General features: G+C 55.6%; 25 protein-coding genes. 11 read left to right on the forward strand and 14 right to left on the reverse strand.

Features of this window, described 5'->3' with window-relative positions; translation table 11 throughout:
* The first annotated feature begins 34 nt into the window (after window positions 1–34).
* Complete coding sequence (locus ERD84_RS07830; protein ID WP_130039080.1) at window positions 35–1,057, forward strand: cell division protein ZipA C-terminal FtsZ-binding domain-containing protein; 1,023 nt, start codon at window positions 35–37, stop codon at window positions 1,055–1,057.
* Window positions 1,054–3,150 (forward strand): NAD-dependent DNA ligase LigA, encoded by a 2,097-nt coding sequence (ligA, locus tag ERD84_RS07835; protein ID WP_245150645.1) that lies wholly within the window; start codon window positions 1,054–1,056, stop codon window positions 3,148–3,150. The genes ERD84_RS07830 and ligA overlap by 4 nt, the downstream gene beginning before the upstream one ends.
* 201 nt (window positions 3,151–3,351) lie before the next feature.
* On the opposite strand, the gene ERD84_RS07840 is transcribed toward ligA, so the two are convergent.
* From ERD84_RS07840 to msrB, 4 genes are read right to left on the reverse strand one after another with little or no spacing between them, the layout of a single operon-like run.
* A complete protein-coding gene (locus ERD84_RS07840; RefSeq protein ID WP_130039081.1) occupies window positions 3,352–4,128 on the reverse strand; it encodes a peptidylprolyl isomerase in 777 nt (258 codons plus the stop codon).
* A gap of 17 nt (window positions 4,129–4,145) precedes the next feature.
* The gene (locus tag ERD84_RS07845; RefSeq protein ID WP_130039082.1) at window positions 4,146–4,409 is read right to left on the reverse strand and encodes a BolA family protein; all 264 of its coding nucleotides are present in this window, start codon (window positions 4,407–4,409) and stop codon (window positions 4,146–4,148) included.
* Window positions 4,409–4,993 carry a septation protein A gene (locus tag ERD84_RS07850; protein WP_130039083.1) on the reverse strand — a complete coding sequence of 195 codons (585 nt, stop codon included), beginning with the start codon at window positions 4,991–4,993 and terminating at the stop codon, window positions 4,409–4,411. Before ERD84_RS07850 ends, ERD84_RS07845 begins: the two co-directional genes overlap by 1 nt.
* Window positions 4,990–5,385, reverse strand: coding sequence for a peptide-methionine (R)-S-oxide reductase MsrB (msrB, locus tag ERD84_RS07855; RefSeq protein ID WP_130039992.1), 396 nt, complete (start codon window positions 5,383–5,385; stop codon window positions 4,990–4,992). The genes ERD84_RS07850 and msrB overlap by 4 nt, the downstream gene beginning before the upstream one ends.
* Before the next feature lie 422 nt (window positions 5,386–5,807).
* Here msrB and ERD84_RS07860 point away from each other — a divergent pair, with 422 nt between their 5' ends.
* The 4 genes from ERD84_RS07860 to ERD84_RS07875 all read left to right on the forward strand — a co-directional run bounded on the left by ERD84_RS07860 (window position 5,808) and on the right by ERD84_RS07875 (window position 10,755).
* Entirely contained in the window at window positions 5,808–6,977 is a 1,170-nt protein-coding gene (locus ERD84_RS07860; protein ID WP_130039084.1) for an ABC transporter substrate-binding protein, read from the forward strand.
* Between the two features lie 109 nt (window positions 6,978–7,086).
* On the forward strand, window positions 7,087–8,124 hold the full coding sequence (locus tag ERD84_RS07865; protein ID WP_130039085.1) for a branched-chain amino acid ABC transporter permease: 1,038 nt from the start codon (window positions 7,087–7,089) through the stop codon (window positions 8,122–8,124).
* A gap of 4 nt (window positions 8,125–8,128) precedes the next feature.
* Complete coding sequence (locus ERD84_RS07870; RefSeq protein ID WP_130039086.1) at window positions 8,129–9,982, forward strand: branched-chain amino acid ABC transporter ATP-binding protein/permease; 1,854 nt, start codon at window positions 8,129–8,131, stop codon at window positions 9,980–9,982.
* Window positions 9,979–10,755 (forward strand): ABC transporter ATP-binding protein, encoded by a 777-nt coding sequence (locus tag ERD84_RS07875; RefSeq protein WP_130039087.1) that lies wholly within the window; start codon window positions 9,979–9,981, stop codon window positions 10,753–10,755. Before ERD84_RS07870 ends, ERD84_RS07875 begins: the two co-directional genes overlap by 4 nt.
* A 239-nt stretch (window positions 10,756–10,994) precedes the next feature.
* On the opposite strand, the gene ERD84_RS07880 is transcribed toward ERD84_RS07875, so the two are convergent.
* From ERD84_RS07880 to fdxA, 9 genes are all read right to left on the reverse strand, one after another.
* On the reverse strand, window positions 10,995–11,960 hold the full coding sequence (locus ERD84_RS07880; protein WP_130039088.1) for a branched-chain amino acid ABC transporter permease: 966 nt from the start codon (window positions 11,958–11,960) through the stop codon (window positions 10,995–10,997).
* A complete protein-coding gene (locus ERD84_RS07885; RefSeq protein WP_130039089.1) occupies window positions 11,957–12,844 on the reverse strand; it encodes a branched-chain amino acid ABC transporter permease in 888 nt (295 codons plus the stop codon). Before ERD84_RS07885 ends, ERD84_RS07880 begins: the two co-directional genes overlap by 4 nt.
* Window positions 12,845–12,943: 99 nt before the next feature.
* A complete protein-coding gene (locus ERD84_RS07890) occupies window positions 12,944–14,155 on the reverse strand; it encodes an ABC transporter substrate-binding protein (RefSeq protein WP_130039090.1) in 1,212 nt (403 codons plus the stop codon).
* Window positions 14,156–14,207: 52 nt separating this feature from the next.
* Window positions 14,208–14,921, reverse strand: a complete 714-nt coding sequence (locus ERD84_RS07895; protein ID WP_130039091.1) for an ABC transporter ATP-binding protein — start codon at window positions 14,919–14,921, stop codon at window positions 14,208–14,210.
* Window positions 14,918–15,688, reverse strand: coding sequence for an ABC transporter ATP-binding protein (locus ERD84_RS07900; protein WP_130039092.1), 771 nt, complete (start codon window positions 15,686–15,688; stop codon window positions 14,918–14,920). Before ERD84_RS07900 ends, ERD84_RS07895 begins: the two co-directional genes overlap by 4 nt.
* Window positions 15,689–15,787: 99 nt before the next feature.
* Window positions 15,788–16,420, reverse strand: coding sequence for an endonuclease III (gene nth / locus ERD84_RS07905; RefSeq protein WP_130039093.1), 633 nt, complete (start codon window positions 16,418–16,420; stop codon window positions 15,788–15,790).
* Window positions 16,417–17,046, reverse strand: a complete 630-nt coding sequence (locus tag ERD84_RS07910) for an RnfABCDGE type electron transport complex subunit B (protein WP_130039094.1) — start codon at window positions 17,044–17,046, stop codon at window positions 16,417–16,419. Before ERD84_RS07910 ends, nth begins: the two co-directional genes overlap by 4 nt.
* A gap of 56 nt (window positions 17,047–17,102) precedes the next feature.
* A complete protein-coding gene (locus tag ERD84_RS07915; protein WP_130039095.1) occupies window positions 17,103–18,329 on the reverse strand; it encodes a polyhydroxyalkanoate depolymerase in 1,227 nt (408 codons plus the stop codon).
* Window positions 18,330–18,674: 345 nt separating this feature from the next.
* Window positions 18,675–18,998: a ferredoxin FdxA gene (gene fdxA / locus ERD84_RS07920; protein ID WP_130039096.1), complete on the reverse strand. Its 324-nt coding sequence runs from the start codon at window positions 18,996–18,998 to the stop codon at window positions 18,675–18,677.
* A 217-nt stretch (window positions 18,999–19,215) separates the two neighbouring features.
* Here fdxA and pncB point away from each other — a divergent pair, with 217 nt between their 5' ends.
* Together pncB and ERD84_RS07930 are read left to right on the forward strand one after the other, a co-directional pair.
* Window positions 19,216–20,391: a nicotinate phosphoribosyltransferase gene (gene pncB, locus ERD84_RS07925; protein WP_130039097.1), complete on the forward strand. Its 1,176-nt coding sequence runs from the start codon at window positions 19,216–19,218 to the stop codon at window positions 20,389–20,391.
* Between the two features lie 59 nt (window positions 20,392–20,450).
* A complete protein-coding gene (locus ERD84_RS07930; RefSeq protein WP_130039098.1) occupies window positions 20,451–20,804 on the forward strand; it encodes a RidA family protein in 354 nt (117 codons plus the stop codon).
* 24 nt (window positions 20,805–20,828) lie between these two features.
* On the opposite strand, the gene ERD84_RS07935 is transcribed toward ERD84_RS07930, so the two are convergent.
* On the reverse strand, window positions 20,829–21,344 hold the full coding sequence (locus ERD84_RS07935) for a flavodoxin family protein (RefSeq protein ID WP_130039099.1): 516 nt from the start codon (window positions 21,342–21,344) through the stop codon (window positions 20,829–20,831).
* 97 nt (window positions 21,345–21,441) lie between these two features.
* Here ERD84_RS07935 and ERD84_RS07940 point away from each other — a divergent pair, with 97 nt between their 5' ends.
* The 3 genes from ERD84_RS07940 (at window position 21,442) to trpA (ending at window position 25,900) form a co-directional block, all read left to right on the forward strand.
* Window positions 21,442–23,712, forward strand: a complete 2,271-nt coding sequence (locus ERD84_RS07940) for a RelA/SpoT family protein (protein WP_130039100.1) — start codon at window positions 21,442–21,444, stop codon at window positions 23,710–23,712.
* 126 nt (window positions 23,713–23,838) lie between these two features.
* The gene (trpB, locus tag ERD84_RS07945; protein ID WP_130039101.1) at window positions 23,839–25,038 is read left to right on the forward strand and encodes a tryptophan synthase subunit beta; all 1,200 of its coding nucleotides are present in this window, start codon (window positions 23,839–23,841) and stop codon (window positions 25,036–25,038) included.
* Window positions 25,039–25,054: 16 nt separating this feature from the next.
* Window positions 25,055–25,900 (forward strand): tryptophan synthase subunit alpha, encoded by an 846-nt coding sequence (gene trpA / locus ERD84_RS07950; protein ID WP_130039102.1) that lies wholly within the window; start codon window positions 25,055–25,057, stop codon window positions 25,898–25,900.
* Window positions 25,901–25,970: the final 70 nt, after the last annotated feature.

Raw genomic sequence — 25,970 nt, forward strand, 5'->3', positions numbered from 1 at the left:
ACAGTAAATGTTTGATGATACGGCGGGGCTGACAATGAGCGACTTGCAAATCGGTTTGATTATTCTGGGCATCGTCCTGATCCTGGTCGTGCTGATCTTCAATTGGTGGCAAGACAGGCAGATACGGCAGAAAATGCAGGAACACTTTCCTGAGCGCGAGCACGATCCGCTGATGGGGGGCGGCCAAACCGCGCCGGGTCGCCGAGAGCCTGGTTTGGGAGTGCGCGAACCCGAAGTAGAGCAAGAAGGCGACGATGCTTCCGAAGTCGATCCTACAACCGAAGTCGTGATTGATATTGCCTTTGCGCAAGCTGTACCGAGCGCTTCCTTGCATACTGCCATACAGGCTCTGGTCAAACCGGGTAGCAAGCAAATCCGCATCTTCGCCGAACGCGAGGGCGGCGGCCACCGTGCCCGTTTACGTCCTAACGAAGCTTATGTGTCCATGCAACTGGCCGTACTGCTGGCCAATCGTAGCGGACCGCTGACCGATATTGAATGGTCGCAGTTATGGACGGCAGCCCAAGGCTTGGCCGAGCGCTTCGACGGTGCCATTGAGGCTCCGGAACAAAATCAGGTATTGGCTCGTGCTGTCGAACTCGATCAATTGTGTGCCGCTCTTGACGCCCAGGTCGGTCTCATTTTGCGCTTGCATGACGTGCTGACCGTTGCGGAAATTTCCAGTGTCCTGAAAGAGGTTGGATTTTTACCCTATGGTCGCCAGTTGGCCTGGATGTCAGATACTGGTTTGTCCCGATTTACCGCCATGCTCGATGGTGTTCCTGCGCTTGATGCTCAGTCATCGGGGGTCAGCCGGGTTGACCTGGTACTGGATCTGCCCAATAGCCCTGCTGACGAGCAGGCCTTCAGCCGCATGGCCAGCGTAGGGCGTGATCTGTCACGACGACTGAAAGCCGAGCTTCTGGATGATCAGGGCCACATGGTGTCCGACACCGCCGACCAGGCCATCGATGAGCAACTGCTCGAACTATACGGCCGCTTGGGGCAAGCAGGTTTCGAGGCGGGTACAGAGCGTACGGTACGGGTCTTTTCGTGACACAAGAATCGGCTGGTTTGACGGCGCCTTCGCTGCGGGCCGAGGCCTTGCGCGCCGAGATCAACGATCACAATTATCGCTATTACGTTCTGGACGCACCATTGGTGTCCGACGCCGCCTACGACAAGCTGATGAACGAGCTGATCGAGCTCGAGCAAGCACACCCAGCGTTGATCACATCTGAATCACCCACCCAACGCGTGGGTGCGGAGCCCCTGTCTGCTTTCGATAGTGTCAGGCATGCCGTACCGATGCGCTCATTGGGCAATGCTTTCGATGCCGAGGACGTTCATGCTTTCAGCAAACGCGTATTCGACACCTTGCATGGTGCCGGCATGGCAAGCGCAGAAGAACAGGTGCCGTATGTGGCCGAACTCAAGTTCGATGGCCTGGCAGTCAGCCTGCGTTACGAAGATGGCCGTCTTGTGCGTGCGGCCACGCGCGGCGACGGCCAGGTAGGCGAGAACATCACCAGCAACATCCGTACGCTGCGTTCAGTGCCGCTCAAGCTCAAGGGTGATTATCCCCCGGTGTTGGAGGTTCGTGGCGAAGTGCTGATGAACCGGCAGGACTTCGAAAAACTGAACCAAGCTCAGCAGGCGCGCGGAGAAAAGGTGTTCGTCAATCCGCGCAATGCAGCAGCGGGTAGCCTGCGCCAACTGGACCCGCGCATTACCGCCAAAAGGCCGCTGCGCTTTTACGCCTATGGCTGGGGCGAGATACGTATCGTCCATAATGGACAAACCGAATTGTTTGGCCAGGAATCGGGCAGCGCTGACATGCCCTGCAAGACCCACGCGCAAATGCTGGATTGGCTGCAGACCCTGGGCATGCCGGTAAATGGTTCGCGCAAACTGGTCTATGGCGCACAAGGTTTGCTGGATTTCTACGAGCACATTGGCAGTACACGTACGGCCTTGCCTTTTGACATTGATGGCGTGGTCTACAAAGTCGACTCGCTGGAGGCGCAAGAAGTACTTGGCTATGTGGCGCGTGCGCCGCGCTTTGCCATTGCGCACAAGTTTCCTGCGCAGGAAGAAACCACAAGGCTATTGGGTATAGAAGTGCAGGTAGGGCGTACCGGCGCCATCACGCCGGTAGCTCGTCTTGAGCCAGTATTCGTGGGCGGGGTGACGGTCACCAATGCCACGCTGCATAACGAAGATGAGATACGCCGCAAGGATGTCCGGGTGGGCGATACCGTGGTCGTGCGCAGGGCGGGCGACGTCATTCCAGAGGTGCTGGCCCCGGTGCTGGATTTGCGCCCACCTGATACAGCCCTGTTTATCATGCCACGGCAATGTCCTGTGTGTGGTTCGGCCATAGAACGTCCCGAAGACGAGGCCGTATCGCGCTGCACAGGCGGTCTGTTTTGTGCCGCCCAACGCAAGCAAAGTCTGAGCCACGCTGCGGGTCGCAAGGCCCTCGATATAGATGGGTTGGGCGAGAAACTGATCGACCAGCTGGTGGACAGTGGCCGGGTGAAGTCGCTGGCTGATCTGTTCACCCTTACCAGCGATGAGCTTGCCGAATACGAGCGCATGGGCCGCAAGTCGGCCGACAACCTGGTGGCGGCGCTCGATAAGGCACGTACGCCGTCGCTGGAGCGCCTGCTGTATGCGCTGGGCATACGCCATGTAGGGGAAGCCACCGCGCGCGACCTGGCGCGGCACTTTGGCTCCATGGATGCCGTCATGGCGGCCAATGAAGACGCCTTGCTTCAGGTGCACGATGTAGGCCAGGTAGTGGCTGCATCGATACAACATTTCTTTGCCGAGCCACATAACCTTGAAGTGATTGCCCAATTGGCCGTAGCAGGAGTGCATGCTTCGGCGCCCAGGCAGCCGTCCGGATCCGATTTACGCCTGGCGGGCAAGACGCTGGTATTGACCGGTACCATGCCCACCTGGACACGCGACGAGGCGACACGGCGTATTCTTGCCGCCGGTGGCAAGGTCAGTGGTTCGGTCTCCAAGAAAACTGCCTATGTGGTGGCCGGCGAAGAGGCTGGCAGCAAGCTGACCAAAGCAGCTGAACTGGGTGTGCCCGTGCTCGATGAAGATGGATTGAAGGCGTTGCTGGGGATTTCCTAGCCCGTTGTCATGCCGACGAGCGTCACCCCTTTGTACCTTCTTGTGGGCTGTACCGGCCGTCGCTGATGCGGGAAGTCGGGCAGCACAAGGCAGCCTGACCGCGGGACGGGCCTGCTGATACCCCTTCAGCGATGGCTATCCCGTATAGAAAAAGGGCAGCTGTAGTCAATACAGCTGCCCGTTCTTCATTGGCTGACCAAGTTACTTAATGTCAGCGCCCTTCATCAGACTGTCCTGGAACTCGGCCAATTGCTGCTGACGCAGCATTTCTTCGATTTGCGGCTTGACCTCGGCCAGTTCGGGGAATTTGACGTCGCGGGTGTCGTCAACCTGAATAATGTGCCAGCCAAACTGACTTTTCACCGGCTTGTCGGTCATTTGGCCTTTCTTCAGCTTCTCGACCGCCTCGGCAAACTCAGGCACATAGTTGGTAGAGGGTGCCCAGCCCAGATCGCCACCGTTTTTACCACTGCCCGGATCGATCGAGTCTTTCTTGGCTGCCGCTTCAAAAGTAACCTTCTTGGCTTTGATTGCTGCCGTCAGGTCTTCAGCTGCTTTCTGGTCCTTGACCAGAATATGACGTACTTTATATTCCTGCTTGCCGGCCTGAAGCTTCTTGATCTTGTCGTATTCGGCCTGGATCTTTGCATCGGTAACCGGATTTTTCTTCAAGTGGTCGGCCATCAGAGCCCTGACCAGTATGCCCTGGCGAGCCAGTTCGATTTCTTGTTTTACGGCGGCTTGTTTATCGATACCGGCCTTTTCGGCAGCCTGGACGGCGACCAGACGGTTGACCATCTCTTGCTTGACCTGTGTACGCAGTTCGGGCGTATCTTGGGCGCCTTGCTCTATGAGCAGTGCAACAAACTGATCAAGCTTGTCTTGAGTGATGGCTTTGCCATTAACGGTGGCTACGGTTTGAGCGTAAGCAGGAAGGGCAATGGCGCATGCTGCGGCCAGTACGGCGAGTCGTTTCATGTAATTCCTTTTTGATTTCAAAAATTTTCTTTGGCTACGATGGCCAAGGCATGAATGGGATAGGGCATCAGGTCTTGGACGCGATCATACACAAGTCTGTGCCTGGCAAGGGTGGAAAGACCTGTGAATTGAGGTGTCCAGATGTATAGGCGAAAGTGGCTGGCGCCATCTTTGCTGCCTGCATGTCCTACATGTAAATGAGATTCGTCGACAATATCAAGATGGCTGGGCTGCAAGGCCAGCAGCCGTTCTTCAAGCAACTGCTTGCGTTCGGCGGACACTATGAATGCTCCTTGGAATCAGCTGGCTCCGGCAGCGCTTTGGAAGGATCTTCTTTCATATGCTTGCCCAGCCACAGTGATTGCAGGATCACAAATAGCAGCAGCAGGGCCATCAGGCCAAAGACCTTGAAGTTGACCCACTGTGATTCGGTGAAGTTGCCCGAAAATGCCACATAGAGGTTCAAGGCGCCTGATATGAAGAAGAAAACCGCCCAGCTGTAGTTGAGCTTGTCCCAGACGGCGGGAGGCATATCGATTTTGGTGCCCATGAGCTTATGCATGAGATTTCGCCCAAAAAACAGTTTGCCACCGACCAGAATGGAGGCAAAAAGCCAATACAGCACAGTGGGCTTCCATTTGATGAAGGCCTCGTTGTGAAACAGCAGCGTTGCGCCGCCGAATACCACGATGACCGACAGGTTGATCCAGTGTGTGGCTTCAATGGCTTTGCCCGTGGCCTTTAGCCAGATGAACTGCCCTATGCCGGCGGCGATAGCCACAGCTGTCGCAGTGAATATATCGGAAAACTTGAATGCCAGAAAGAACAGAATCAGCGGAAATAGATCGAACAGGAATTTCTTCATTTGGCAGGCTCGAACTTGAGCGAAACAGAGTTGATGCAGTAGCGCAGGCCTGTGGGGGGCGGACCGTCGGGGAACACGTGGCCCAGGTGAGAGTCGCAAATATTGCACAAGACTTCTGTGCGAACCATGCCGTGGGTGGTGTCGGTTTCTTCGCGTACGTTGTCTGGGTTGAGTGGCTCGAAATAGCTGGGCCATCCGCAGCCGGCATCAAACTTGGTGTCTGAGGCAAACAAGGCGGTGCCGCAGCCTATGCAGCGGTAGATGCCGTGCTCGGTGGTGTTCCAGTAGCGGCCAGTAAATGGGCGCTCGGTGCCTTTTTGGCGTGCCACGGCGTATTCGTCGGGATTTAGTTCGGCGCGCCACTGCGCGTCGCTTTTGCTGATTTTGTTCACATCCTTACCTTGAAGCATTGATTTTGCTACCTGCCATGTTAATCGACTTTCGCCAAGCCAAGAAGTTGCACTGTTTTCATTTTATTTTTAGCGGGCCTTGTCTATGCAGGGAATCCCCTAAAAGACTTTGTATCTGTTTTTATCGATAATGCCCGGGCGTATGCTTGGTGTCTTGCCTGCTTGGTCTGATACAGATACAAGTCAATAAAATCCAGGTGTCCTGCTCGGTTGGCTTATATGTATCAACCCCACAAGACACTCACCATGAAATTCTTAAACCTTAAACCATCCCAGGAAAACACCTCTTGTTTTTTGCCAGTTTAAAGTGATACGCTTATTTGATAAATGGACCGGATTCTGTATAACTTTAAGGCTGCTTCCACTTCGGACGATAGCTGCCGTGTCTACCATGGAGACAATCAATGAAAATCAATCAGTCAATCAGGCTTTCGATGGTGACGGCTGCGGTGGCACTGGCCGTGCCTATGCTGGCTTCGGCCCAGATCAAAGTCGGCATTACCGTTGCCAGTACGGGTCCAGCCGCTTCGCTGGGCATCCCCGAGCGCAACACGGTGTCCTTGCTGCCCACCGAGGTGGCTGGCCAGAAAATCGAATATATCGTGCTCGACGACGGTACCGACACTACAGTGGCCGTCAAGAACATGCGCAAGCTGATTACTGACGACAACGTCGATATAGTCATTGGTACGTCCGTTACACCGGGCTCTTTGGCCATGGTTGACGTGGCCGGTGAAACCAAAACACCCATGATCAGTGTGGCTGCCAACGCCAAAATCGTCGAACCCGTCGAAGGCGCACGCCAATGGGTTTACAAAACGCCGCAAAATGACCAGCTTATGGCCGGCGCACTGGCCGATGCCATGGCCAAGCAGGGTATCAAGACACTAGGTTTCATCGGCTATAGCGATGCCTATGGCGAAGGCTGGCTCAATGTCATGACCGAGGCTGCCAAAGCCAAAGGCATCAAAATGGTTGCTGTCGAGCGCTACGGCCGCACTGATACCAGTGTTACCGGTCAGGCGCTCAAGCTGGTCGCTGCCAAGCCCGACGGCATTCTTGTGGCAGGGTCAGGAACGCCTGTGGCCTTACCACAGCGCGAGCTCAAAAGCCGTGGCTACAAGGGCATCATGTATCAAACTCACGGCGCAGCCAACAACGATGTACTGCGTGTCTGCGGTAAAGATTGCAACGACATGATTCTTCCTGCCGGACCGCTGTTGGTTGCCGATCAGCTGCCCGATAGCAATCCCGTCAAGAAAAGCGCACTCGAATACAAATCCAAATACGAAGCCAAGTACGGCGAGGGCACCATCAATACCTTTGGTGGACATATGTGGGATGCCGGCCTGCTGGTCGCAACAGCCATACCCACCGCTCTTAAAACAGGTGCCAAGCCGGGTACGGCCGAGTTTCGCAAGGCTTTGCGCGATGCCATTGAACAAATTAAAGATCTGCCTGCATCGCAGGGAGTCTTCAACATGAGTCCTACCGATCATGCCGGCTTCGACGAGCGTGCCCGCGTCATCGTCAAGGTTGTCGATGGCAAATGGACCTACCAACCCGATCTGTAAACATAAACCCGCTCGATTTCAACCTGGCTCTGCGGTAAGCATTAGCCAGGTTGATATTTCGGATTGAAGCGCCAGGCGTTTCTTTTCCCAACGTGATGGCTGGTCCGGAATGGATTCAACGATAGTACTGATATTGCTGCAAGATGGCGTCATGAACGGCGCCATTTACGCCTTGCTGGGCCTGGCTCTGGTGCTGGTGTTTGTCGTAACACGGGTTATTTTCATACCTCAGGGTGAGTTCGTTGCCTTTGGTGCCTTGACCCTTGCCTTCATGGTCAACGGACGCATGCCCGGCACTGTTAATTTGTTGCTGATCATTGGCGGCTTGGTCTTCGCCCTCGAGTGCCTGTCTGCTATACGTCATCGCAATTGGAACGGCATGGCCAAGACCTTCGCCTGGACACTGCTCCTGCCGCTGGCCTTGTATTTTCTTGCTCCTTATGTCATCAGCAAGGACACCTCTTTATGGATCAACGTCCTGTTTTCACTGGCGCTGGTCATACCTCTGGGTCCCATGCTGTATCGCCTGGTTTATCAGCCTGTGGCCGAGGCCAGTGTGCTGGTGCTGCTGATTATTTCAGTGGCGGTGCATTTCGCCCTGACCGGCCTGGCTCTGGTTTTTTTCGGGGCAGAAGGGTGGCGCACTCCACCTTTCATCGAGGGCGAAATCCAGTTGGGTTCAGTCAGCTGGACGGCACAAACCTTTTTTGTGCTGGGTACTTGCGCTTTGCTGATTGTGGGCTTGTGGATATTCTTCGGTAAAACATTGTATGGGCGAGCCCTGCGGGCCACGGCGGTGAATCGACGCGGTGCGCGCTTGGTAGGCATCAGTACCAATATGTCGGGTAGCCTGACCTTTACCCTGGCCGCTGCGATCGGTGCCTTGTCAGGCATGCTGATCGCACCTGTTACCACTATTTATTACGACACGGGCTTTCTGATCGGCCTCAAAGGCTTTGTGGCCGCTATTTTTGGCGGGCTCGTCAGCTATCCGATTGCTGCGGGCGGAGCCCTGTTCGTTGGTATTCTCGAAGCCTTTTCTTCGTTTTGGGCCAGTGCTTACAAAGAAGTCATTGTGTTTACCTTGATCATTCCCGTGTTGCTGTGGCGTTCGTTTGGCTCGCACCACATCGAGGACGAGGAGTGAACACATGAATCGTGTCCTGTTGATTGCCGTCGTTCTATTGCTGGCCGCCTTGCCTTTGCTGCCTGCCACACCTGAGTTCTGGATTACACACCTGAATTACATAGGTCTGTCCAGCCTAGTCGTCCTGGGGCTGATCCTGCTTACCGGAATAGGTGGGCTTACCTCGTTTGGTCAGGCTGCTTTTGTGGGTATCGGTGCGTATACCACTGCAGTCCTGACGACAGACGCAGCTTGGTCGCCCTGGCTGACATTGTTCATTGGCTTGTTGCTGACCTTTGTCGTGTCCTACATATTGGGGGCGATTACGCTACGCCTTTCGGGCCATTACTTGCCGCTGGGCACCATAGCGTGGTCTTTGTCCTTGTATTACTTGTTTGGCAACCTGGGCTTTCTGGGTCAGTATGACGGCATTGCCGGTATAGACCCCATAGACATTTTTGGTTTTTCGTTGGGCCAGGGACGCCATATCTATTATTTGATCTGGCTCTTTGTGTTGCTGTCCATGTGGGCAACGCGCAATTTGCTCGACTCGCGGCCGGGTCGGGCCATACGTGCCCTGAAATCCGGTGGCGGCATGGCTGAATCGTTCGGCATCAATATGGCCACCTATAAAGTTATTGCTTTTGTTTATGCGGCATTGTTGGCCAGTGTATCCGGATGGCTGTATGCCCATATGCAGCGTGCGGTCAGCCCCAGCCCCTTCGGCTTGAACTACAGCATAGAATATCTTTTCATGGCTGTAGTGGGCGGCGCGGGCAGTGTATGGGGCGCTGTGGTGGGTTCGGGCCTGATTCTTACGCTCAAAGACCAGCTGCAAAATGTGTTGCCCAAAATTCTCGACACCACAGCCAATTTTGAACTGATTGTTTTTGGCATGTTGATGATACTGGTCCTGCAATATGCCCGCGACGGTGTCTGGCCAATTCTGGCCTCGTGGTGGTCGGTCCTGACGGGCAAAGCCGAGCGTCGGCGCATGGCACCACCGCCCCGGGCACCTGCGCTCCCACAGCGCAAGCGCCCCGAAAAAGGCTCACTAGTGCTTGAAGTAGACGCCATACGCAAGGAGTTCGGCGGTCTGGTGGCGGTCAACGATATCAGCTTTTCCCTGAAGGCGGGCGAAATCATGGGTTTGATCGGCCCGAATGGTGCTGGTAAAAGCACCACGTTCAATCTGATCACCGGCGTGCTGCCGGCAACGCGTGGCAAGGTGCGCTTTCTTGATGAACGGCTCGACGCTCTGCCTGCCCGCGAGATTGCCAAACTAGGTGTGGGCCGCACTTTCCAACATGTTCAGTTGTTGCCGACCATGACGGTGCTCGAAAATGTGGCATTGGGTGCCCATTTGCGCAGTAAGGTGGGGGTGTTTGCGGCTGCCTTGCATATCGAACGGCGCGACGAGGCAGAGCTTCTGCATGAAGCGGCTACCCAACTTGAGCGCGTTGGGCTGGGCGATTACTTATATGAGCAAGCTGGCAATCTGGCCCTGGGCCAACAGCGCATACTGGAAATTGCCCGTGCCTTGGCCGCTGACCCCATCTTGCTGCTGCTCGACGAACCTGCGGCCGGCTTGCGCTACAAAGAAAAGCAAGAGCTTGCACAGGTGCTTGATCAGTTGCGCCAAGAGGGCATGAGCATTCTGCTGGTCGAACACGATATGGATTTCGTCATGAATCTGACCGACCATTTGGTGGTAATGGATTTCGGCACCAAAATTGCCGAAGGCATGCCGGCTGATATTCAACAGCATCCGGCTGTGCTGGAAGCCTATCTGGGTGGCATAGACGATGATTTCGATTTTGATGAAAGTGCCAGACAGCCTGCTGAAGGCCCAGTCGCCACAGCGGGGGGCGCCGCATGAGCACGAGCAAACCCAGGCATCCTATTTTGCAGGTTACCGACCTGACGGCACGCTATGGCAAGGTTACCGCAGTGTCTGGCGCCAATATTGCGGTCACGCGGGGCAGTATCGTGACGGTCATTGGCGGCAATGGTGCTGGCAAGTCGACGTTGCTTAATTCGATCATGGGTGCCTTGCCTTCCACAGGCAGTTGTTCGGGTTCGGTGCAATATCTGGGTTCCGAGATTGGCTCGTGGCAGGTGGAGCGGCGGGTTTCCGACGGAATCTCACTGGTGCCGGAGCGACGCGAGCTGTTCGGCAGCATGAGCGTAGAAGACAATCTGCTGCTGGGAGGCTTTCGTTTGTATCGCGCCGGCAAGCATGGCTGGAAGGCCACGATGGATGAGGTCTACGATTTGTTTCCACGCTTGCGAGAGCGCAGGCAGCAGCAGGCCGGTACGCTTTCGGGTGGCGAACGCCAGATGCTGGCGGTCGGTCGGGCCTTGATGGCACAGCCACAGCTCCTGATGCTCGATGAGCCCAGCCTGGGTCTGGCTCCGCGTATTGTGCGTGAGATTTTCCAGATTATTGCGCGTTTGCGTAGTACCGGGGTAGCTATTCTCCTCGTCGAACAAAACGCCCGGGCGGCTTTGCAGGTGGCCGATTATGGCTATGTGCTCGAGACGGGCGAGGTCGTGCTTGAGGGCAAGGCAAAAGAGCTGGCGGGCAATCCGCGAGTGATTGAAAGCTATCTTGGGCTGGGGAATGCCCAGAAGGTGGCCGAGCAGATTTAGGGCGCCTGGCCGGCCTCTGTTGGCGATTTTCTTTATTGGCAGAACCGCAGAATCGTCTCGGTGACAAGCTGCGGGGCCTCCCGTTGCGGAAAGTGCTCCACACCATCGAATATCTGCCGTTGGCAGCGACTCGTAAAGATAGCTGCTGGTGCCATCATGAAATACAAAAACGCCGCGAACATCCATCAGGGTGTTCGCGGCGTTGTTCTATGCGGTTGACGCTTGAACAGGCCCGTAAGTCAGCTCTTCTTGAGCTTGTGCACCAGCTCGCCCACGATACCGCGCCGGAAAGCCATCACGCAGATGATGAAGATCAGGCCAATGACGATCGTAACGGATTCGCCCAAGATCTTGAACCACTCAATGCCGGTAGTGTTGCTCAGGAATCGCCCGAACTCACCGACTTTGTTTTCAAGCATGACCACTATAAACGCACCCAATACCGGACCAGTGAACGTGCCCAGGCCGCCTATCAGCGTCATCAGGATCACCATACCCGACATCTGCCAGGTCGCATCGGACAGGGTTGCTGAAACAAATACCAAAGCCTTGGTCGCACCCGCCAGACCAGCCAGGGCAGCCGACAGCACAAATACCAGCAGTTTGAAATTGTCGACGTTATAGCCCAGCGAAATCGTGCGTGGTTCGTTTTCGCGGATGGCTTTCAGTACCTGACCGAAGGGTGAGTTGATGGTTCTCCAGCAGATTGCATAGCCCAGAAAGAAAATGCCCATGACGACGTAGTACAGATTAATGTCTTCGGACAAGTCCAGGCCGAACAGTGTGCCACGGGGTATGCCCTGCAGGCCGTCTTCACCGTGTGTGAAAGGTGCCTGAAGAAAGAAAAAGAAAACCATTTGCGCCATGGCCAGGGTGATCATGGCAAAGTAGATGCCGCTGCGCCGTATGGCCAACGCACCCATGACCAGCCCCATGAGGGCGGCCACACCCGTGCCGAACAACAAGCCCACAATAGTAGGAAAGCCCCACACCGCCAGTGCATGGCCAGTGGCATAGGCGGCACCGCCCAGGAAGGCAGCATGGCCGAAAGAGAGCAGGCCAGTAAAGCCCAGCAGAAGGTTGAAGGCGCAGGCGAACAACGCGTAGCACATGATCTTCATGACAAAGATCGGATAGGCGCCTATTGCCGGCAGCAGGGCAATAATGATCGCAACCAGTATGTAGCTTATTAATTGACGATTCATTTTTCTTTCCCAAATAGGCCGGCAGGGCGAAGCAGCAGAACAATAACCATAATGATGAAGACAACGGTGTTGGAAGCTTCAGGCCAGAACACCTTGGTGAGCCCCTCGATGATGCCCAGTCCCAATCCTGTGACGATGGACCCCATGATGGACCCCATACCGCCGATAACCACTACGGCAAACACCACGATGATCAGGTTGGACCCCATAAGTGGAGATACCTGCATGATGGGTGCAGCCAGTACACCGGCAAAGCCGGCCAGCGCAACGCCAAAGCCGTAGGTCAGGGTTACGACCAGTGGCACGTTTACACCAAAGGCTTCGACGAGCTTGGGGTTTTCGGTTCCGGCGCGGAGCAAGGCGCCCAGACGGGTTTTTTCGATGACGAACCAAGTGGCCAGACATACGAGAATGGAAGCAACGACCACCCAGCCTCGGTATATGGGCAAATACATGAAACCCAGGTTGACGCCGCCCTTGAACAGGTCGGGTGTGGGATAGGGTTGGCCCGATACACCGTACATGCTGCGGAATAGACCTTCGATGAGCAAGGTAATGCCGAAAGTCAGCAGTAGCCCATAGAGGTGATCGAGCTTGTACAGGTGACGTATGAGGGTACGTTCGATGATAATGCCAAACAGCCCTACAACCAGGGGTGCGATGAGCAGCATCAGCCAATAGTTCAGGCCGAGGTATTGCAAGCCCATCCATGCAACGAAAGCGCCCAGCATGTACAGGGCGCCATGTGCAAAGTTGATGACGTTAAGCAATCCAAATATAACGGCCAGGCCTAATGAAAGCACGGCATAGAATGAGCCGTTTACCAAGCCCAGTAGCAATTGTCCGAGTAAGGCCTGGATGGGTATGCCAAATATTGCAATCATAACGTGTTGGAAGTCCGTGACGGGGGGCTGATGCGCCGCCCCGAGATGAAGCAAGAGGCCGTTGCACAGTGAATGCGCAAGGCCTCTTTAGCGGAAGGTTTATTTCTTTATGAACTCGCAGGTTGATTCTTCGAGAGAGGCATAAACCTGTTCGCCAGGCAGTTTCTTGACGACATTGTAGTAATCCCACTCGCCTTTTGACTCAGAGGGTTTCTTGACTTCCATGAGGAACATGTCGTTGACGACTCGGCCGTCTTCGCGAACAAGGGCGTCTTTGGTGAAGAAGTCATTAACTTTGTGGGACTTCATCCATTTCATGATTTCGTCGCCATCGTCGGTGCCAGCGTCTTTGACGGCCTTCAGGTAGTAATTGGTGGCGGAATAATCGGCGGCTTGTATGAAGGAAGGCATGCGTTTGACTTTTTCCTGGAAGCGCTTGGCCCATGCACGGGATTCGTCGTCCTGGTTCCAGTACCAGGCGGAGGTTAGGTTCATGCCTTGTGTGGCGTCAAGCCCCAGGGCGTGGATGTCGTTGATGAACACCAGCAAGCCAGCCAGTTTCATGGTTTCGGTAACGCCGAATTCCTTGGCGGATTTGACCGAGGCGGTGAAGTCGCCGCCGGCATTGGCCAGGCCCAGGATTTGGGCGCCAGAAGACTGCGCCTGTATCAGGAAGGATGAGAAGTCGGAAGTCGCCAGCGGAACCCTGACGGCACCCAGGACTTCACCGCCGGCTTTCTTGACGACTGCGCTGGTGTCGCGCTCGAGGGAGTGACCGAAGGCATAGTCGGCAGTCAGGAAGAACCAGGATTTGCCGCCTTCTTCAACGATGGCAGAGCCGGTACCGCGCGCCAGCGCTATGGTGTCATAGGCATAGTGCAGGGTGTAGGGTGTGCAATTCGAGTTGGTCAGGTTGGATGAACCCGGGCCAATGGCGATAAAGGGCTTTTTCTTTTCGGCAGCAACGGCGGCCATGGCCAATGCGGTGGCTGAGTTGGTGCCGCCCAGAAGCATGTCGAGGTTTTCTTCGTCGAACCATTCGCGGGCGCGTGCCGAGGCGATGTCAGCTTTGTTTTGGTGGTCGGCAATCATGAATTCGATTTTCTTGCCGTTGATTTCGCCACCGGCGTCTTCAATGGCCAGGCGTACGGCTTCGCCGCCGCCAGCGCCATCGATGTCGGAGTAAACACTGGACATGTCAGTGATCATGCCGATTCGGATGACATCGTCGGAAATGCCGGCTGCCTGACCAGGAAGGGCAAAGCCTAGGCCGACCACGGCAAGCGCTGCCGATAGGGTACGTAGTTTCATTGGTAAGTCTCCTTGTTGTTGTACGGAGGATATTGGTGAGTGAAGCAGGAGTTCAGACGCCCAGCAGCGTATTGAGAGTGTCTTGCTTGGAAGCCAGGTCGGCCGAGGCAATTTCTTCGACGATCTGGCCGTGCTCTACTACGTAGAAACGATCAGCCAATGGTGCGGCAAAGTGGAAGTTTTGCTCGACCATGATGATGGTATAGCCCTTGGCCTTGAGGGTGGAGATCATGCGTGCCAATGCCTGGACGATGACGGGAGCAAGCCCCTCGGAGATTTCGTCGAGCAGCAGCAGATTGGCGCCTGTACGCAAGATACGCGCTACAGCCAGCATTTGCTGCTCGCCGCCCGACAAGCGCGTACCAGGCGAGTGTTTGCGCTCTTCGAGGTTGGGGAACATGTCGTAGATTTCGGACAGGGACATGCCGCCGCCAAGGGTATCGCCTACAACCGGTGGCAGTAACAGGTTTTCTTCGCAGGATAGGCCTGCGAATATGCCGCGCTCTTCGGGGCAATAGCCTATGCCCAGATGAGCAATGCGATAGGTGGGTAGGTCGATGGATTCAGTACCCTGTATGCGTATGGAGCCCTTGCGTGAGCCGGTCAGGCCAAGGATGGCGCGCAGCGTGCTGGTGCGGCCTGCGCCGTTGCGCCCCAGCAATGTGACGACTTCACCTTTGTTGACATTGAAGGTGATGCCATGAAGCACATGGGATTCGCCGTACCAGGCGTGCAGATTAGAGACTTCGAGTGCGGCAGCCATCAGTGAGCCCCTTCAAGTTCGCCGGTAGTGGTGCCCATATAGGCCTGCATGACGTCTGGATTGCGAGAGACCTCCTGATAATTGCCTTCGGCCAGTACGGCGCCCCGAGCAAGCACTGTGATTTTATCGGCAATTTGAGAAATGACATTCATGTTGTGTTCGACCATGAGGATGGTGCGGCCGACACTGACTTTTTTGATGAGTTGTGTAACGCGGCTGACATCTTCGTGCCCCATGCCCTGTGTGGGTTCGTCGAGCAGCATGAGCTCGGGTTCCATGGCCAGAGTGGTGGCGATTTCGAGCGCGCGCTTGCGGCCATAGGGAAGGTTTACGGTTTGTTCATTGGCAAAGTCGGTAAGGTCGACCTGGGCAAGCAACTCGCGGGCAGCATCTTCAAGATGTGTGAGACAGCGATCACTGCGCCAGAAATGATAGGACGTGCCCGTGGCGCGCTGCAGCCCGATACGGACGTTTTCCAGCACGGTCAGCTGTGGAAACACCGCTGAAATCTGGAATGAACGAATAATGCCGAGCCGTGCGATTTGCGCCGGCTTTTGGTGAGTGATTTCTTTGCCAGCAAAAAAAATCTTGCCCGAAGTGGGGGTAAGAAATTTTGTCAGCAAATTAAAGCAGGTGGTTTTACCTGCGCCATTAGGGCCAATGAGTGCGTGAATGTTGCCACGTTGGACCTGAAGATTGACGTCGCTTACTGCGACGAATCCGCGGAACTCTTTGGTTAGGTTTCGGGTTTCTAGGATATTTTCGCTCATACTGACCGGTTTGGTTTCGGCTGCTATTTAAGGTTGCTGCAAGTATGAGAGTTTCGTAGGCAAAATGCCATGCGGGTTTTTCATAGGGTGCGGAAAACCCTAGATTGTCTTGGTCTTGTATTCACACAGATCGGAAATGCCGCATTGAGGACACTTGGGCTTGCGTGCAACACATACATAGCGCCCGTGCAGAATCAGCCAATGATGAGCATCCAGCAAGAAAGGCTTGGGTATGACTTTATTTAGTTTGCGCTCGACTTCAAGCACGGTTTTTCCTGGTGCGATGCCCGTACGATTGGCAACCCTGAAAATATGTGTGTCAACAGCGATGGTCGGATGGCCGAAAGCGGTGTTCAGCACCACGTTGGCGGTCTTGCGTCCGACCCCTGGCAGCGCCTCGAGCGCTTCGCGGTTTTCAGGCACTTCGCCGCCGTGCAGTTCAAGAAGCCTTTGACAGGTCATGATGACGTTACGGGCTTTGGTTTTGTACAGGCCTATGGTCTTGATGTGTTCGGCAAGCCCCGATTCCCCCAGTGCCAGCAGTTCTTGTGGTGTTCCGTGTTTGGGGAAAAACCTGCGTGTGGCCAGGTTCACCGACTTGTCAGTGGCTTGTGCGGACAAAATAACGGCGATCAGCAGCTGGAACGTGCTGTTGTATTCCAGCTCTGTTGTGGGATTGGGATTGGCTGCCTGCAAGCGCTGGAAGATTTCTGTGCGTTTGGCTGTGTTCATTTCTTTTGGCGTCTTGCACGTGCGCGTGCAAGTGCCTGTGCGATGACGGCTTGACGCGTGTTGGCATCGGTGGACGCAAGAGCGGATACGGGCGCCTTGTTGGCCAAGGTTCTGGCTGCGGGACCTGATGATTCGTGATGTGCAGCTTCGAGCCTGTGCTGGCGTTGTTCATAACGCAGCCGTGCCGCATTGGCATGGTTTGGGGTCCACTGGTGGTCGGCATCGATCATGCTTATGCAATCGACAGGACAGGGGGCCACGCATAAATCACAACCAGTGCAGTCGTTGGCCAGCACAGTATGCATGAGCTTATTGGCACCCACTATGGCGTCGACCGGACAAGCCTGTATGCACAGTGTGCAGCCTATGCAATGGGCCTCGTCGATCACGGCAACTTGCAAAGGACGGTGTTCGCCGCAGTGGGTGTCCAGCGGTAGCTCCGGGCGTTGCAGCAGTTGGGCCAGGGTGTGTATGCCAGCCTGACCGCCGGGTGGGCAACGGTTGATGGGGGCGTTATCCAATGCTATGGCGCGTGCATAGGGGCGACATCCGTCGTAGCCGCATTTTGTGCATTGGGTTTGCGGCAGCGCCGCATCAATACGGTCGATGAGTAAGGGAGCTTGCATAAAAAAATCAGGGGCCGCATGGCCCCTGATTTTGTGGGGGGTGATCAGCCAGGACTTTACGCGGTCTTGCGTACGAATTCGGCTATTTTAGGACATATTGTTTCGCGCCAGCGCCGGCCCGAGAAAATACCGTAGTGGCCGCAGCCCGCAGCTGTATAGTGCTGTCGGCGATTTTTGGGAATGTTATGACAGAGCTCGTGTGCGGACTGGGTTTGCCCCTGGCCGGAAATGTCATCAAGTTCGCCTTCGATGGTGAACAGCGCTACGTTCTTGATAGCTGACGGATCGACCGTCTGGCCATCGATTTGCCAAGTGCCGCGCGGCAGCTGATATTCCTGGAAGACAGTCTTGATGGTGTCCAGATAAAACTCGGCGGGCATGTCGAGTACGGCGTTGTACTCGTCGTAGAAGCGACGATGGGCTTCGGCATCGTCATCATCCCCCTTGAGCAGGTCCATGTAGAAATCGTAGTGAGAGCGCAAATGCCGATCGGGATTCATCGCCATGAAGCCTGCGTGCTGCAAAAAGCCCGGATACACCTTCCGCCCCGCGCCTGGATAGCGCGCTGGTACACGGTGGATGACGTTGTCTTCAAACCATGAGTAGGACTTGGTCGTAGCCAGGCGGTTGACTTGAGTGGGCGACTGACGACAGTCGATGGGGCCACCCATCATGATCATGCTGCGCGGCAGACAGGGTTCATTGTTGGCGGCCATCAGGGAAATGGCGGCCAACACGGGTACCGTAGGCTGGCATACCGACATGACGTGCACGTCGGGGCCCAGCAGGCGGATGAAGTCCTGTACGTAGCGGACATAATCGTTCAAGGTAAAGGAGCCGGCTGAAGCAGGCACCATGCGCGCGTCCAGCCAGTCGGTGACATAGACTTCGTGCGCGGGCAGCAGAGCGCGAACAGTGTCGCGCAGCAATGTGGCATGGTGTCCGGACAGCGGGGCAACCAGCAGAATCCGAGGGTCGTTTTGCGAGGCACTGGCACCATCACGCTGGAAATGGATCAGGTTGCAGAAATCTTTCTGCATGGCCGTGTGTTCACTTACGTTGACGAGTTTGCCGTTTACCCTGGTTTGGGCTAATCCCCATTGAGGCTTTTCGTAGTCTTTGCCCAGACGATGGACAAGTTCGTACATGGCAGCCATTTGCCGTGATACCGGCGTGTAGGCCAGCGGACTGTAGGGGTTGGAGAACATCTGCGAACCGGTGTCGGTGAAGGCAGCCAGGGGCGTCAGGAATGACCGTTGAAGCTCGTGCAGGTCGTACAGCATGGTAAAAGCCTCGTAATGTGAATACTTATTCTTCTTGGGTCGAACTATGCTGGATAGTTTGAATTACGCTTAATAATGATCAAGGAACAAGCTGTGAAACTAGCTTATCGTTATAAGCTAATCACAAAATAAGCGGAATTGCCAGAAAATATCTGTCAATTCCGCTTGTCGTTTTCCAGGAGATATCAAGCGAACAAGCGTTCGTCATCTAGGAGGAGAGGGGGTGAAGTTCGTAGAAACAGGCTGGTGCCAATGATGTTTTCAAACAACAAACCACGCCTGCCAGTGCTTGGTTGCGGCCTTGTTTTGCGGGTATTGGGCGTGGCCGGGCGCTAGCCTGGGCTTTTAACGCTCAAGGTGCTTGAGTTTATCGGGTATGCCGTTCCAGTCGTCAGCCTCTGGCAAGGGTTTTTTCGAGCGGTTGATCATGCCAAATTCAGGCGTAAGCTCGGCATTCAGCTCTATGAACGAGATCTGGTCTTGAGGAACATCTTCTTCCGCAAAAATAGCATTGGCGGGGCATTCTGGCACGCAGACGGCGCAGTCTATGCATTCGTCGGGGTCGATGACCAGAAAGTTGGCCCCTTCGCGGAAACAATCAACAGGACAGACATCGACACAGTCGGTGAATTTGCATTTAATACAGTTTTCGGTGACCACATGTGTCATTTTGGTACTCCAACATCAGATGACGGGGATTTTAACCAATAAACGCAGGTAAGCCCGAATTGACCTGTTGGCGAAGCTGGTCTTTGAAAATGGATCTTATTCTGCAGCGCCGGGCAGTATTCCGTCTGCTTTATGGGCTGATGGGCAATATTGGCTTGCTTTGCCTGTGCGGGCGGGCGCGGTGTGCTATGGTAAGCAAAATTTCACCTGTTCTGCGATGATAATCACCTCGTTACTCGACACCGATCTGTATAAGTTCAGCATGATGCAAGTGGTGCTGCATCACTTCCCTGCGGCGCAAGTAGAGTATCGCTATAAATGCCGCACGCCACATATCAATCTGGCAGCCTATCTGGATGAAATCAGAAGCGAAATCCACGATTTATGCCAGTTGCGCTTCACCGAGGAAGAACTTCAGTATTTGCGTAGCCTGCGCTTTATAAAAAGCGATTTCGTTGATTTTCTGGGTTTGTTTCATATGCCCGAGAAATGCATCAAGGTTGCCGAATCTTCCGTTCCAGGTGAGCTCGACATCACGGTCAAGGGCCCATGGCTGCATACCATTTTGTTTGAGATTCCGGTTCTGGCCATCGTCAACGAAGTGTATTTCCGCAACGAGTGCAAAGAACCCGGCTGGCAAGAAGGGCGCAAGCGGCTGCAGAAGAAAATGCATCTGGTCACCGACGACCCGGCGCTGGCGGATTTCCGTGTGGCTGAGTACGGTACGCGCAGGCGTTTCTCCAAGCAATGGCACGAAGAGGTCGTGCGCACCATGAAGGCCCAAATGGGCGTGCATTTTGCGGGCACCAGCAATGTCAGGCTGGCCATGAAGCACGGCGTTACGCCGCTGGGCACCATGGGGCATGAGTACCTGCAGGCCTGCCAGGCGTTGGGGCCGCGTCTGCGTGATTCGCAAGTCTACGCTTTGGAGGTCTGGGCCAAGGAATACCGCGGTGATTTGGGTATTGCGCTGTCCGATGTCTACGGTATGGATGCATTTTTGCGCGACTTCGATATGTATTTTTGCAAGTTGTTCGATGGCGCGCGCCACGACTCGGGCGATCCTTTCGTATGGGGCGAACGGCTGCTGGCTCATTACGCCGCCAATCGTACCGATCCGCGTACCAAGACCTTGGTGTTTTCTGATGCGCTGACCATACCTTTGGCTATTGAACTGGCCAAGCGCTTCGCAGGCCGGTGCAAGATTTCGTTCGGCATAGGCACCAACCTTACCAATGACCTGGGTCATGAACCTTTGCAGATCGTCATGAAGATGGTTCGCTGCAATGGGCAACCGGTGGCCAAAGTGTCTGACGCCCCAGAAAAAACCATGTGTGACGATCCCGCTTATCTGGCTTATTTGCGCCAGGTGTTCGAACTGCCGCCAGCCTGAGCCTCATCTTCGGTTGGTGCTACTATCCGTTTTTTTGATTCTTCCACCCGGAGCACCCAATGAGCGAGATAAAACGGATCAATGTCGAAAAACGCCTGTCCGATATGGCTATCTATAACGGTGTCGCCTACCTGGCCGGCCAGGTTCCCGATGACAGCTCACTCAATATGGAAGGCCAGACGGCACAAGTGCTGGCGACCATAGACAAACTGCTGGCAGCAGCCGGCACAGACAAATCCCGCATACTGATGGCCCAGATTTTTGTGGCAAACATGGCCGAATTCAGCGGCATGAACAAAGCCTGGGACGCTTGGGTCGCTGACGGCAATGCCCCACCGCGGGCAACCGTGGAGGCGCGCCTGGCCAATCCCGACTTCAAGGTCGAGATCGTGGTGACCGCGGCGTTGAATTAAGCTGCAGGCTTGCCGCAGCGCAGCTTACAGAAGTAGGGCGGCCAGTGTGCCGCCTATTGTTTTGCAGGCTTCGTAGTCCTGTTTGCTCAGCTTCTTTGGTGCCAGAATGTCTTCGGCTGTTTGGGCATGCAGGTTGGCAATGTGAACGGGGGCAATGGGCGTAAGGCGCCATCCGGTACATATGCGTTCGGCCTGGCGGGCGGCATTGCTGCCATCGGAACCTGCACTGATCAATAATGCGTAAGGTCGGCCGTTCAGGCGATCCAGCGCTCCGTAATAGCAACGATCAAAAAATTCTTTCATGGCACCGCTGAGGGCTGCCAGATTTTCGGGGGCGCAGAACAGCATGCCGTCGGCCTGGAGCAGGTCGGGAGTATCGGCCTCGTGGGCCTCTTTGATGATGATGTTCAGTTGATGGGCGGCCTGCAGTTCGGCAATCACGTCGCGGGCGCCTTCAACCGCCGCCATGGCCATTTGTTTGGCCGCGCCGGTACGCGAATGCCAGACGACAAACAAGATTTTTTTTCCCGTCGAGTCCATAGTGTTTGATGCATGGTTGGCGCCAGACACGTTAGTATAGAGCCGCGGGCATTTAGCCTGGCAGCGTGGGATTTTTTTTGCCGAAGCTTACTTGATCATGGCTACAACAGATTTTCCAGAAACTAGTCCACCTCCCTTTGATACCGCCTGGTTTCAGTGCGCCACGGCGGGTCTCGACGAAGATGGCTCTGATCTGTTGGCGCGGGCTGTGCAGTGGGTCCGCAAGCCACTGACCGGGCTTACCGCCAGCACGGGCGAGCCTCTGGATGAACATTGTGCGGAAGTGGTTTGCATTCTGGCCGGACTGGGTACTGACGCAGAAACGCGGGCCAGCGCACTGATCACGGTATTGCCACTGGCAGCCTCCGACAATGCGGCCGGGACCCGGCAAGACCCCTTGCGCAAGGTTTTTGGCGCCGAAGTGGTTTCCTTGGTGCAAGGTACACGTGCTTTGTTGCGCCTGGGGTATCTGACCGGGCAGGCCGTCGATAGTACAGCCTCAGGCACTGATCAAAAGGAAATGCAGCGCAAGATGCTGCTGGCCATGGCGGCTGACCTGCGTATTGTGTTGATGCGCCTTGCCTCGCGCCTGCAGTCGCTGCGCTGGTATGCCAGCAGCAAGACAGCATGTCCATCCAGCTTCGCCAGCGAAACCATGGAGCTCTATACGCCCTTGGCAAACCGGCTGGGTATCTGGCAGATCAAATGGGAGATGGAGGACCTGGCTTTCCGGTTCCTGGAGCCGATGACCTACAAGGCGATTGCCCGTCAGCTGGAAGAAAAACGGGTGGAGCGTGAAGCGTTCATCAGCGCCGCCGTGAAGCGCCTGGAGCAGGAGCTGGCCGATGCGCATATTCCTGCCCAAGTCAGTGGCCGTCCCAAGCATATCTACAGCATCTGGAACAAGATGCGCAACAAGAATATAGATTTCAGTCAATTGTTCGATTTGCGGGCGCTACGGATTATTGTTCAGGACGAGCGCGCCTGCTATGCGGTGTTGGCTCTTGCGCACTCCCTATGGACTCCGGTGTCTGATGAATTCGACGACTATATATCCCGGCCCAAACCCAATGGCTATCGGTCCCTGCACACCGTGGTCACTGATACTCAGGGCCGCACCTTCGAAATTCAGATCCGCACCCAGGAGATGCATGAGTTTGCCGAGTACGGTATGGCTGCCCACTGGCGCTACAAAGAGGCAGGGCCGCGTGGCGGTCAGGTTTCGGCTGCAGGCCGGTACGATCAGAAAATAGCCTGGATGCGTCAGCTGTTGGCCTGGGAGCAAGACGGCCACGAGGGTGGCAAGCCAGAGGATCCCACCGGTACTCAGGCTGCAACACATCCGGACTCGACAGATCGCATTTATGTCATGACGCCGCAGGCGCGAGTCATGGAGCTGCCTGCGGGCGCTACGCCGGTTGATTTCGCCTACTACCTGCATACCGACCTGGGGCATCGCTGCCGGGGAGCACGGGTGGATGGGCAATTGGTGCCTTTACTCACCAAGCTTGAAACGGGACAAACGGTTGAGGTGATTGCGGCCAAATCGGGTGGCCCCTCGCGTGATTGGCTCAATCCGCAGTTGGGTTTCCTGGCCAGTCCTCGTTCGCGTGCCAAAGTCAGGGCCTGGTTCAACGCCATTGAGCTGCAGCAACGTATTAGCCAGGGTCAGACCATGGTTGAAAAAGAGCTGCAGCGCCTGGGTAAGACCGCCATCAATATGGAACAACTTGCGCAGCAACTGGATTTTGCCAAGGCTGACGACCTGTATGTCGCCGTAGCCAAGGAAGAGTTCAGCCTGCGCCAGATTGATTATTTGCTGGGTGCTGCCAAAGCGCGTGCCGCCGAGCCTGCCAGCGACGATGACGTGGCTGCCGCGGCGCTGAGCCGCAACTATGCCAGCGGTCACGACAGTGTCGTCAAAACAGGCAGGAGCGGTGTGCTTGTTGTCGGCGTTGATTCATTGATGACTCAACTGGCCCGTTGTTGTCGGCCTGCGCCGCCAGATACCATCGTGGGGTTTGTTACCCGGGGACGTGGAGTCTCCATACACCGCCGCGATTGCGCTGCTTACGCGGCGCTCGCCGCACGGCAACCAGAACGGCTCATCGATGTGGACTGGGGCAGTACGGGCGACGCCCTATATCCGATAGACATCAGCATTCATGCGCAAGACCGGCCTCATTTGTTGCGAGATCTGTCCGATGTGTTTGCCAAGCTGCGGCTGAACGTCATCAGCATCAATACGCATAGTCGGCGATCGTTGGCGCACATGGTGTTTACGGTCGAGATCAAAAACGGTGATCAGATCAGTCGTGCATTGGCCGGGCTGAACGAGTTGCCAGGGGTGAGTGCCAGCCGCCATTGAGCTGAATATCGTACAGAACTGATATGGCACGCCGTGGCGGCGCCACGCTGTTAAAATGCCAAGCTATATGCCTGAAGGCCGGCTCAACGCCATGGCCATGTTTTTGCGTAACCAGAGAGTAATGCTTTGATATCCTATACCCAGCCTGATCAAGATGGGCACTTTGGCCAGTATGGCGGCTCCTTTGTCGCTGAAACACTGGTGCATGCACTGGACGAGCTGCGAGCCGCTTACGATAAGTATCGCGACGATCCCGAGTTCTTGCAGGAGTTCGCCTACGAACTCAAGCATTTCGTGGGTCGCCCCAGTCCGGTGTACCACGCTCGCCGCTGGTCTGACAGGCTCGGAGGGGCGCAAATCTGGCTCAAGCGTGAAGATCTCAACCATACCGGCGCACATAAAATCAATAACTGTATAGGGCAAATGCTACTGGCGCGCCGCATGGGCAAGCCCCGCATTATTGCGGAAACCGGCGCCGGCCAGCATGGCGTGGCGACAGCCACCGTGGCGGCGCGCTATGGGCTGGAGTGCGTGGTATACATGGGTAGCGAAGATGTACGTCGCCAGGCCTCTAATGTGTACCGCATGAAGTTGCTGGGTGCTACCGTAGTGCCGGTCGATTCGGGCTCGCGTACGCTTAAAGACGCACTGAACGAAGCCATGCGCGACTGGGTTACCAATATTGAAAATACTTTCTATATTATCGGTACGGTGGCGGGGCCACACCCCTATCCCATGATGGTGCGCGACTTCCAGGCGGTGATTGGCAATGAGTGCCTCGAGCAAATGCCCGTAGATGCTGGTCGTCAGCCTGATTATGTTGTTGCTTCGGTGGGCGGTGGTTCCAATGCCATGGGAATTTTCCATCCCTACATCAATCACGAAGACGTGAAGCTCATAGGTGTTGAAGCGGCAGGCGAGGGGCTGGACACCGGCAGGCACGCGGCATCGCTTAACGCTGGCCACGTGGGTGTATTGCATGGTAATCGCACCTACGTCATGCAAGACGAAAATGGTCAGGTCCAGGAAACGCATTCGATTTCGGCGGGCCTTGATTACCCTGGCGTGGGTCCGGAGCATGCCTGGCTGAAAGACACCGGACGCGCCGAATACGTGTATATCAACGACCAGGAGGCGTTGGCCGCTTTCCACGACTGCTGTCGCAGCGAAGGCATCATGCCTGCGCTGGAGTCATCACACGCCCTGGCTTATGCGCTTAAATTGGCGCCCACCCTGGCCAAAGACAAGATCATTCTGGTGAATTTGTCTGGTCGCGGCGATAAAGACATGCATACGGTTGCTGATGCCAGTGGCATCAGCCTATGAAGGATTGCTCAATAAAATGACTGCTTCGAACGAACGGCTCAAGGCCGCGTTTGCCAATAAGCCGGGACACACCGCGCTTATTCCTTATATCACTGCGGGCGACCCATCGCTTGCTGCTACACCTCGCCTCATGCATGCCCTGGTCAAGGCGGGCGCTGATGTCATCGAGCTTGGCGTACCATTTTCTGATCCGATGGCCGATGGTCCTGTCATACAGCGGGCGGCAGAACGCGCCATCAAGCGCGGCGTTGGCTTGCGCCAGGTGTTCGACATGGTGGCACAGTTCAGGCAAACCGACACCATCACGCCGGTGGTGCTCATGGGATATGCGAATCCGATCGAACGAATGGGGCAGCGTGCCTTTGCGCAATTTGCCGCCCAGGCTGGGGTTGATGGCGTCCTGGTGGTAGATTATCCACCCGAGGAAATTGCCGATTTTGCTGTTCAGTTGGGCGATGCAGGCATCGATCCCATTTTTCTGCTGGCGCCCACTTCCACCGAAGAGCGCATGCAAAAAGTTGCCCAAATTGCACGCGGCTACGTTTACTATGTTTCCCTGAAGGGTGTCACGGGTGCAGGCCATATTGATACCGATGACGTTGCGGCACGGCTTGCCGCTATCCGTCGGCATGTATCCGTACCGGTGGGTGTGGGTTTTGGCATACGTGATGCCGACAGTGCCAAGCGTCTGGCATCATGCGCCGATGCCGTTGTTATCGGCAGCAAGCTGATCCAGACCATGGAGGCTGCCGTGGCTGAAGCGTCGGCCGGCGGCCAAGAGGCCAACGATATCGATGAGGCAGCGATATCCGCAGCTGCAAGTTGGTTGGGTGGTATACGCCAGGCCTTGGACGAGGGTTGAAGCCCTGCATGTTGAAAGCAGGCTCGCCGTGTTCGGCGGGCTATAGGAATAGAACAAAGCCTGGTGTAGA

It is taken from the genome of Pollutimonas harenae (genome assembly GCF_004153685.1).
Classification (GTDB): domain Bacteria; phylum Pseudomonadota; class Gammaproteobacteria; order Burkholderiales; family Burkholderiaceae_B; genus Pusillimonas_C; species Pusillimonas_C harenae.

Excerpts from the sequence above, each read along its gene's own strand:
- ERD84_RS07830 (WP_130039080.1), top strand. The coding sequence starts at position 35 with ATGAGCGACTTGCAAATCGGTTTGATTATTCTGGGCATCGTCCTGATC.
- ERD84_RS07840 (WP_130039081.1), bottom strand. The coding sequence starts at position 4,128 with ATGAAACGACTCGCCGTACTGGCCGCAGCATGCGCCATTGCCCTTCCT.
- ERD84_RS07850 (WP_130039083.1), bottom strand. The coding sequence starts at position 4,993 with ATGAAGAAATTCCTGTTCGATCTATTTCCGCTGATTCTGTTCTTTCTG.
- ERD84_RS07860 (WP_130039084.1), top strand. The coding sequence starts at position 5,808 with ATGAAAATCAATCAGTCAATCAGGCTTTCGATGGTGACGGCTGCGGTG.
- ERD84_RS07865 (WP_130039085.1), top strand. The coding sequence starts at position 7,087 with ATGGATTCAACGATAGTACTGATATTGCTGCAAGATGGCGTCATGAAC.
- ERD84_RS07870 (WP_130039086.1), top strand. The coding sequence starts at position 8,129 with ATGAATCGTGTCCTGTTGATTGCCGTCGTTCTATTGCTGGCCGCCTTG.
- ERD84_RS07875 (WP_130039087.1), top strand. The coding sequence starts at position 9,979 with ATGAGCACGAGCAAACCCAGGCATCCTATTTTGCAGGTTACCGACCTG.
- ERD84_RS07880 (WP_130039088.1), bottom strand. The coding sequence starts at position 11,960 with ATGAATCGTCAATTAATAAGCTACATACTGGTTGCGATCATTATTGCC.
- ERD84_RS07885 (WP_130039089.1), bottom strand. The coding sequence starts at position 12,844 with ATGATTGCAATATTTGGCATACCCATCCAGGCCTTACTCGGACAATTG.
- ERD84_RS07890 (WP_130039090.1), bottom strand. The coding sequence starts at position 14,155 with ATGAAACTACGTACCCTATCGGCAGCGCTTGCCGTGGTCGGCCTAGGC.
- ERD84_RS07900 (WP_130039092.1), bottom strand. The coding sequence starts at position 15,688 with ATGAGCGAAAATATCCTAGAAACCCGAAACCTAACCAAAGAGTTCCGC.
- nth (WP_130039093.1), bottom strand. The coding sequence starts at position 16,420 with ATGAACACAGCCAAACGCACAGAAATCTTCCAGCGCTTGCAGGCAGCC.
- ERD84_RS07910 (WP_130039094.1), bottom strand. The coding sequence starts at position 17,046 with ATGCAAGCTCCCTTACTCATCGACCGTATTGATGCGGCGCTGCCGCAA.
- ERD84_RS07915 (WP_130039095.1), bottom strand. The coding sequence starts at position 18,329 with ATGCTGTACGACCTGCACGAGCTTCAACGGTCATTCCTGACGCCCCTG.
- fdxA (WP_130039096.1), bottom strand. The coding sequence starts at position 18,998 with ATGACACATGTGGTCACCGAAAACTGTATTAAATGCAAATTCACCGAC.
- pncB (WP_130039097.1), top strand. The coding sequence starts at position 19,216 with ATGATAATCACCTCGTTACTCGACACCGATCTGTATAAGTTCAGCATG.
- ERD84_RS07930 (WP_130039098.1), top strand. The coding sequence starts at position 20,451 with ATGAGCGAGATAAAACGGATCAATGTCGAAAAACGCCTGTCCGATATG.
- ERD84_RS07935 (WP_130039099.1), bottom strand. The coding sequence starts at position 21,344 with ATGGACTCGACGGGAAAAAAAATCTTGTTTGTCGTCTGGCATTCGCGT.
- ERD84_RS07940 (WP_130039100.1), top strand. The coding sequence starts at position 21,442 with ATGGCTACAACAGATTTTCCAGAAACTAGTCCACCTCCCTTTGATACC.
- trpA (WP_130039102.1), top strand. The coding sequence starts at position 25,055 with ATGACTGCTTCGAACGAACGGCTCAAGGCCGCGTTTGCCAATAAGCCG.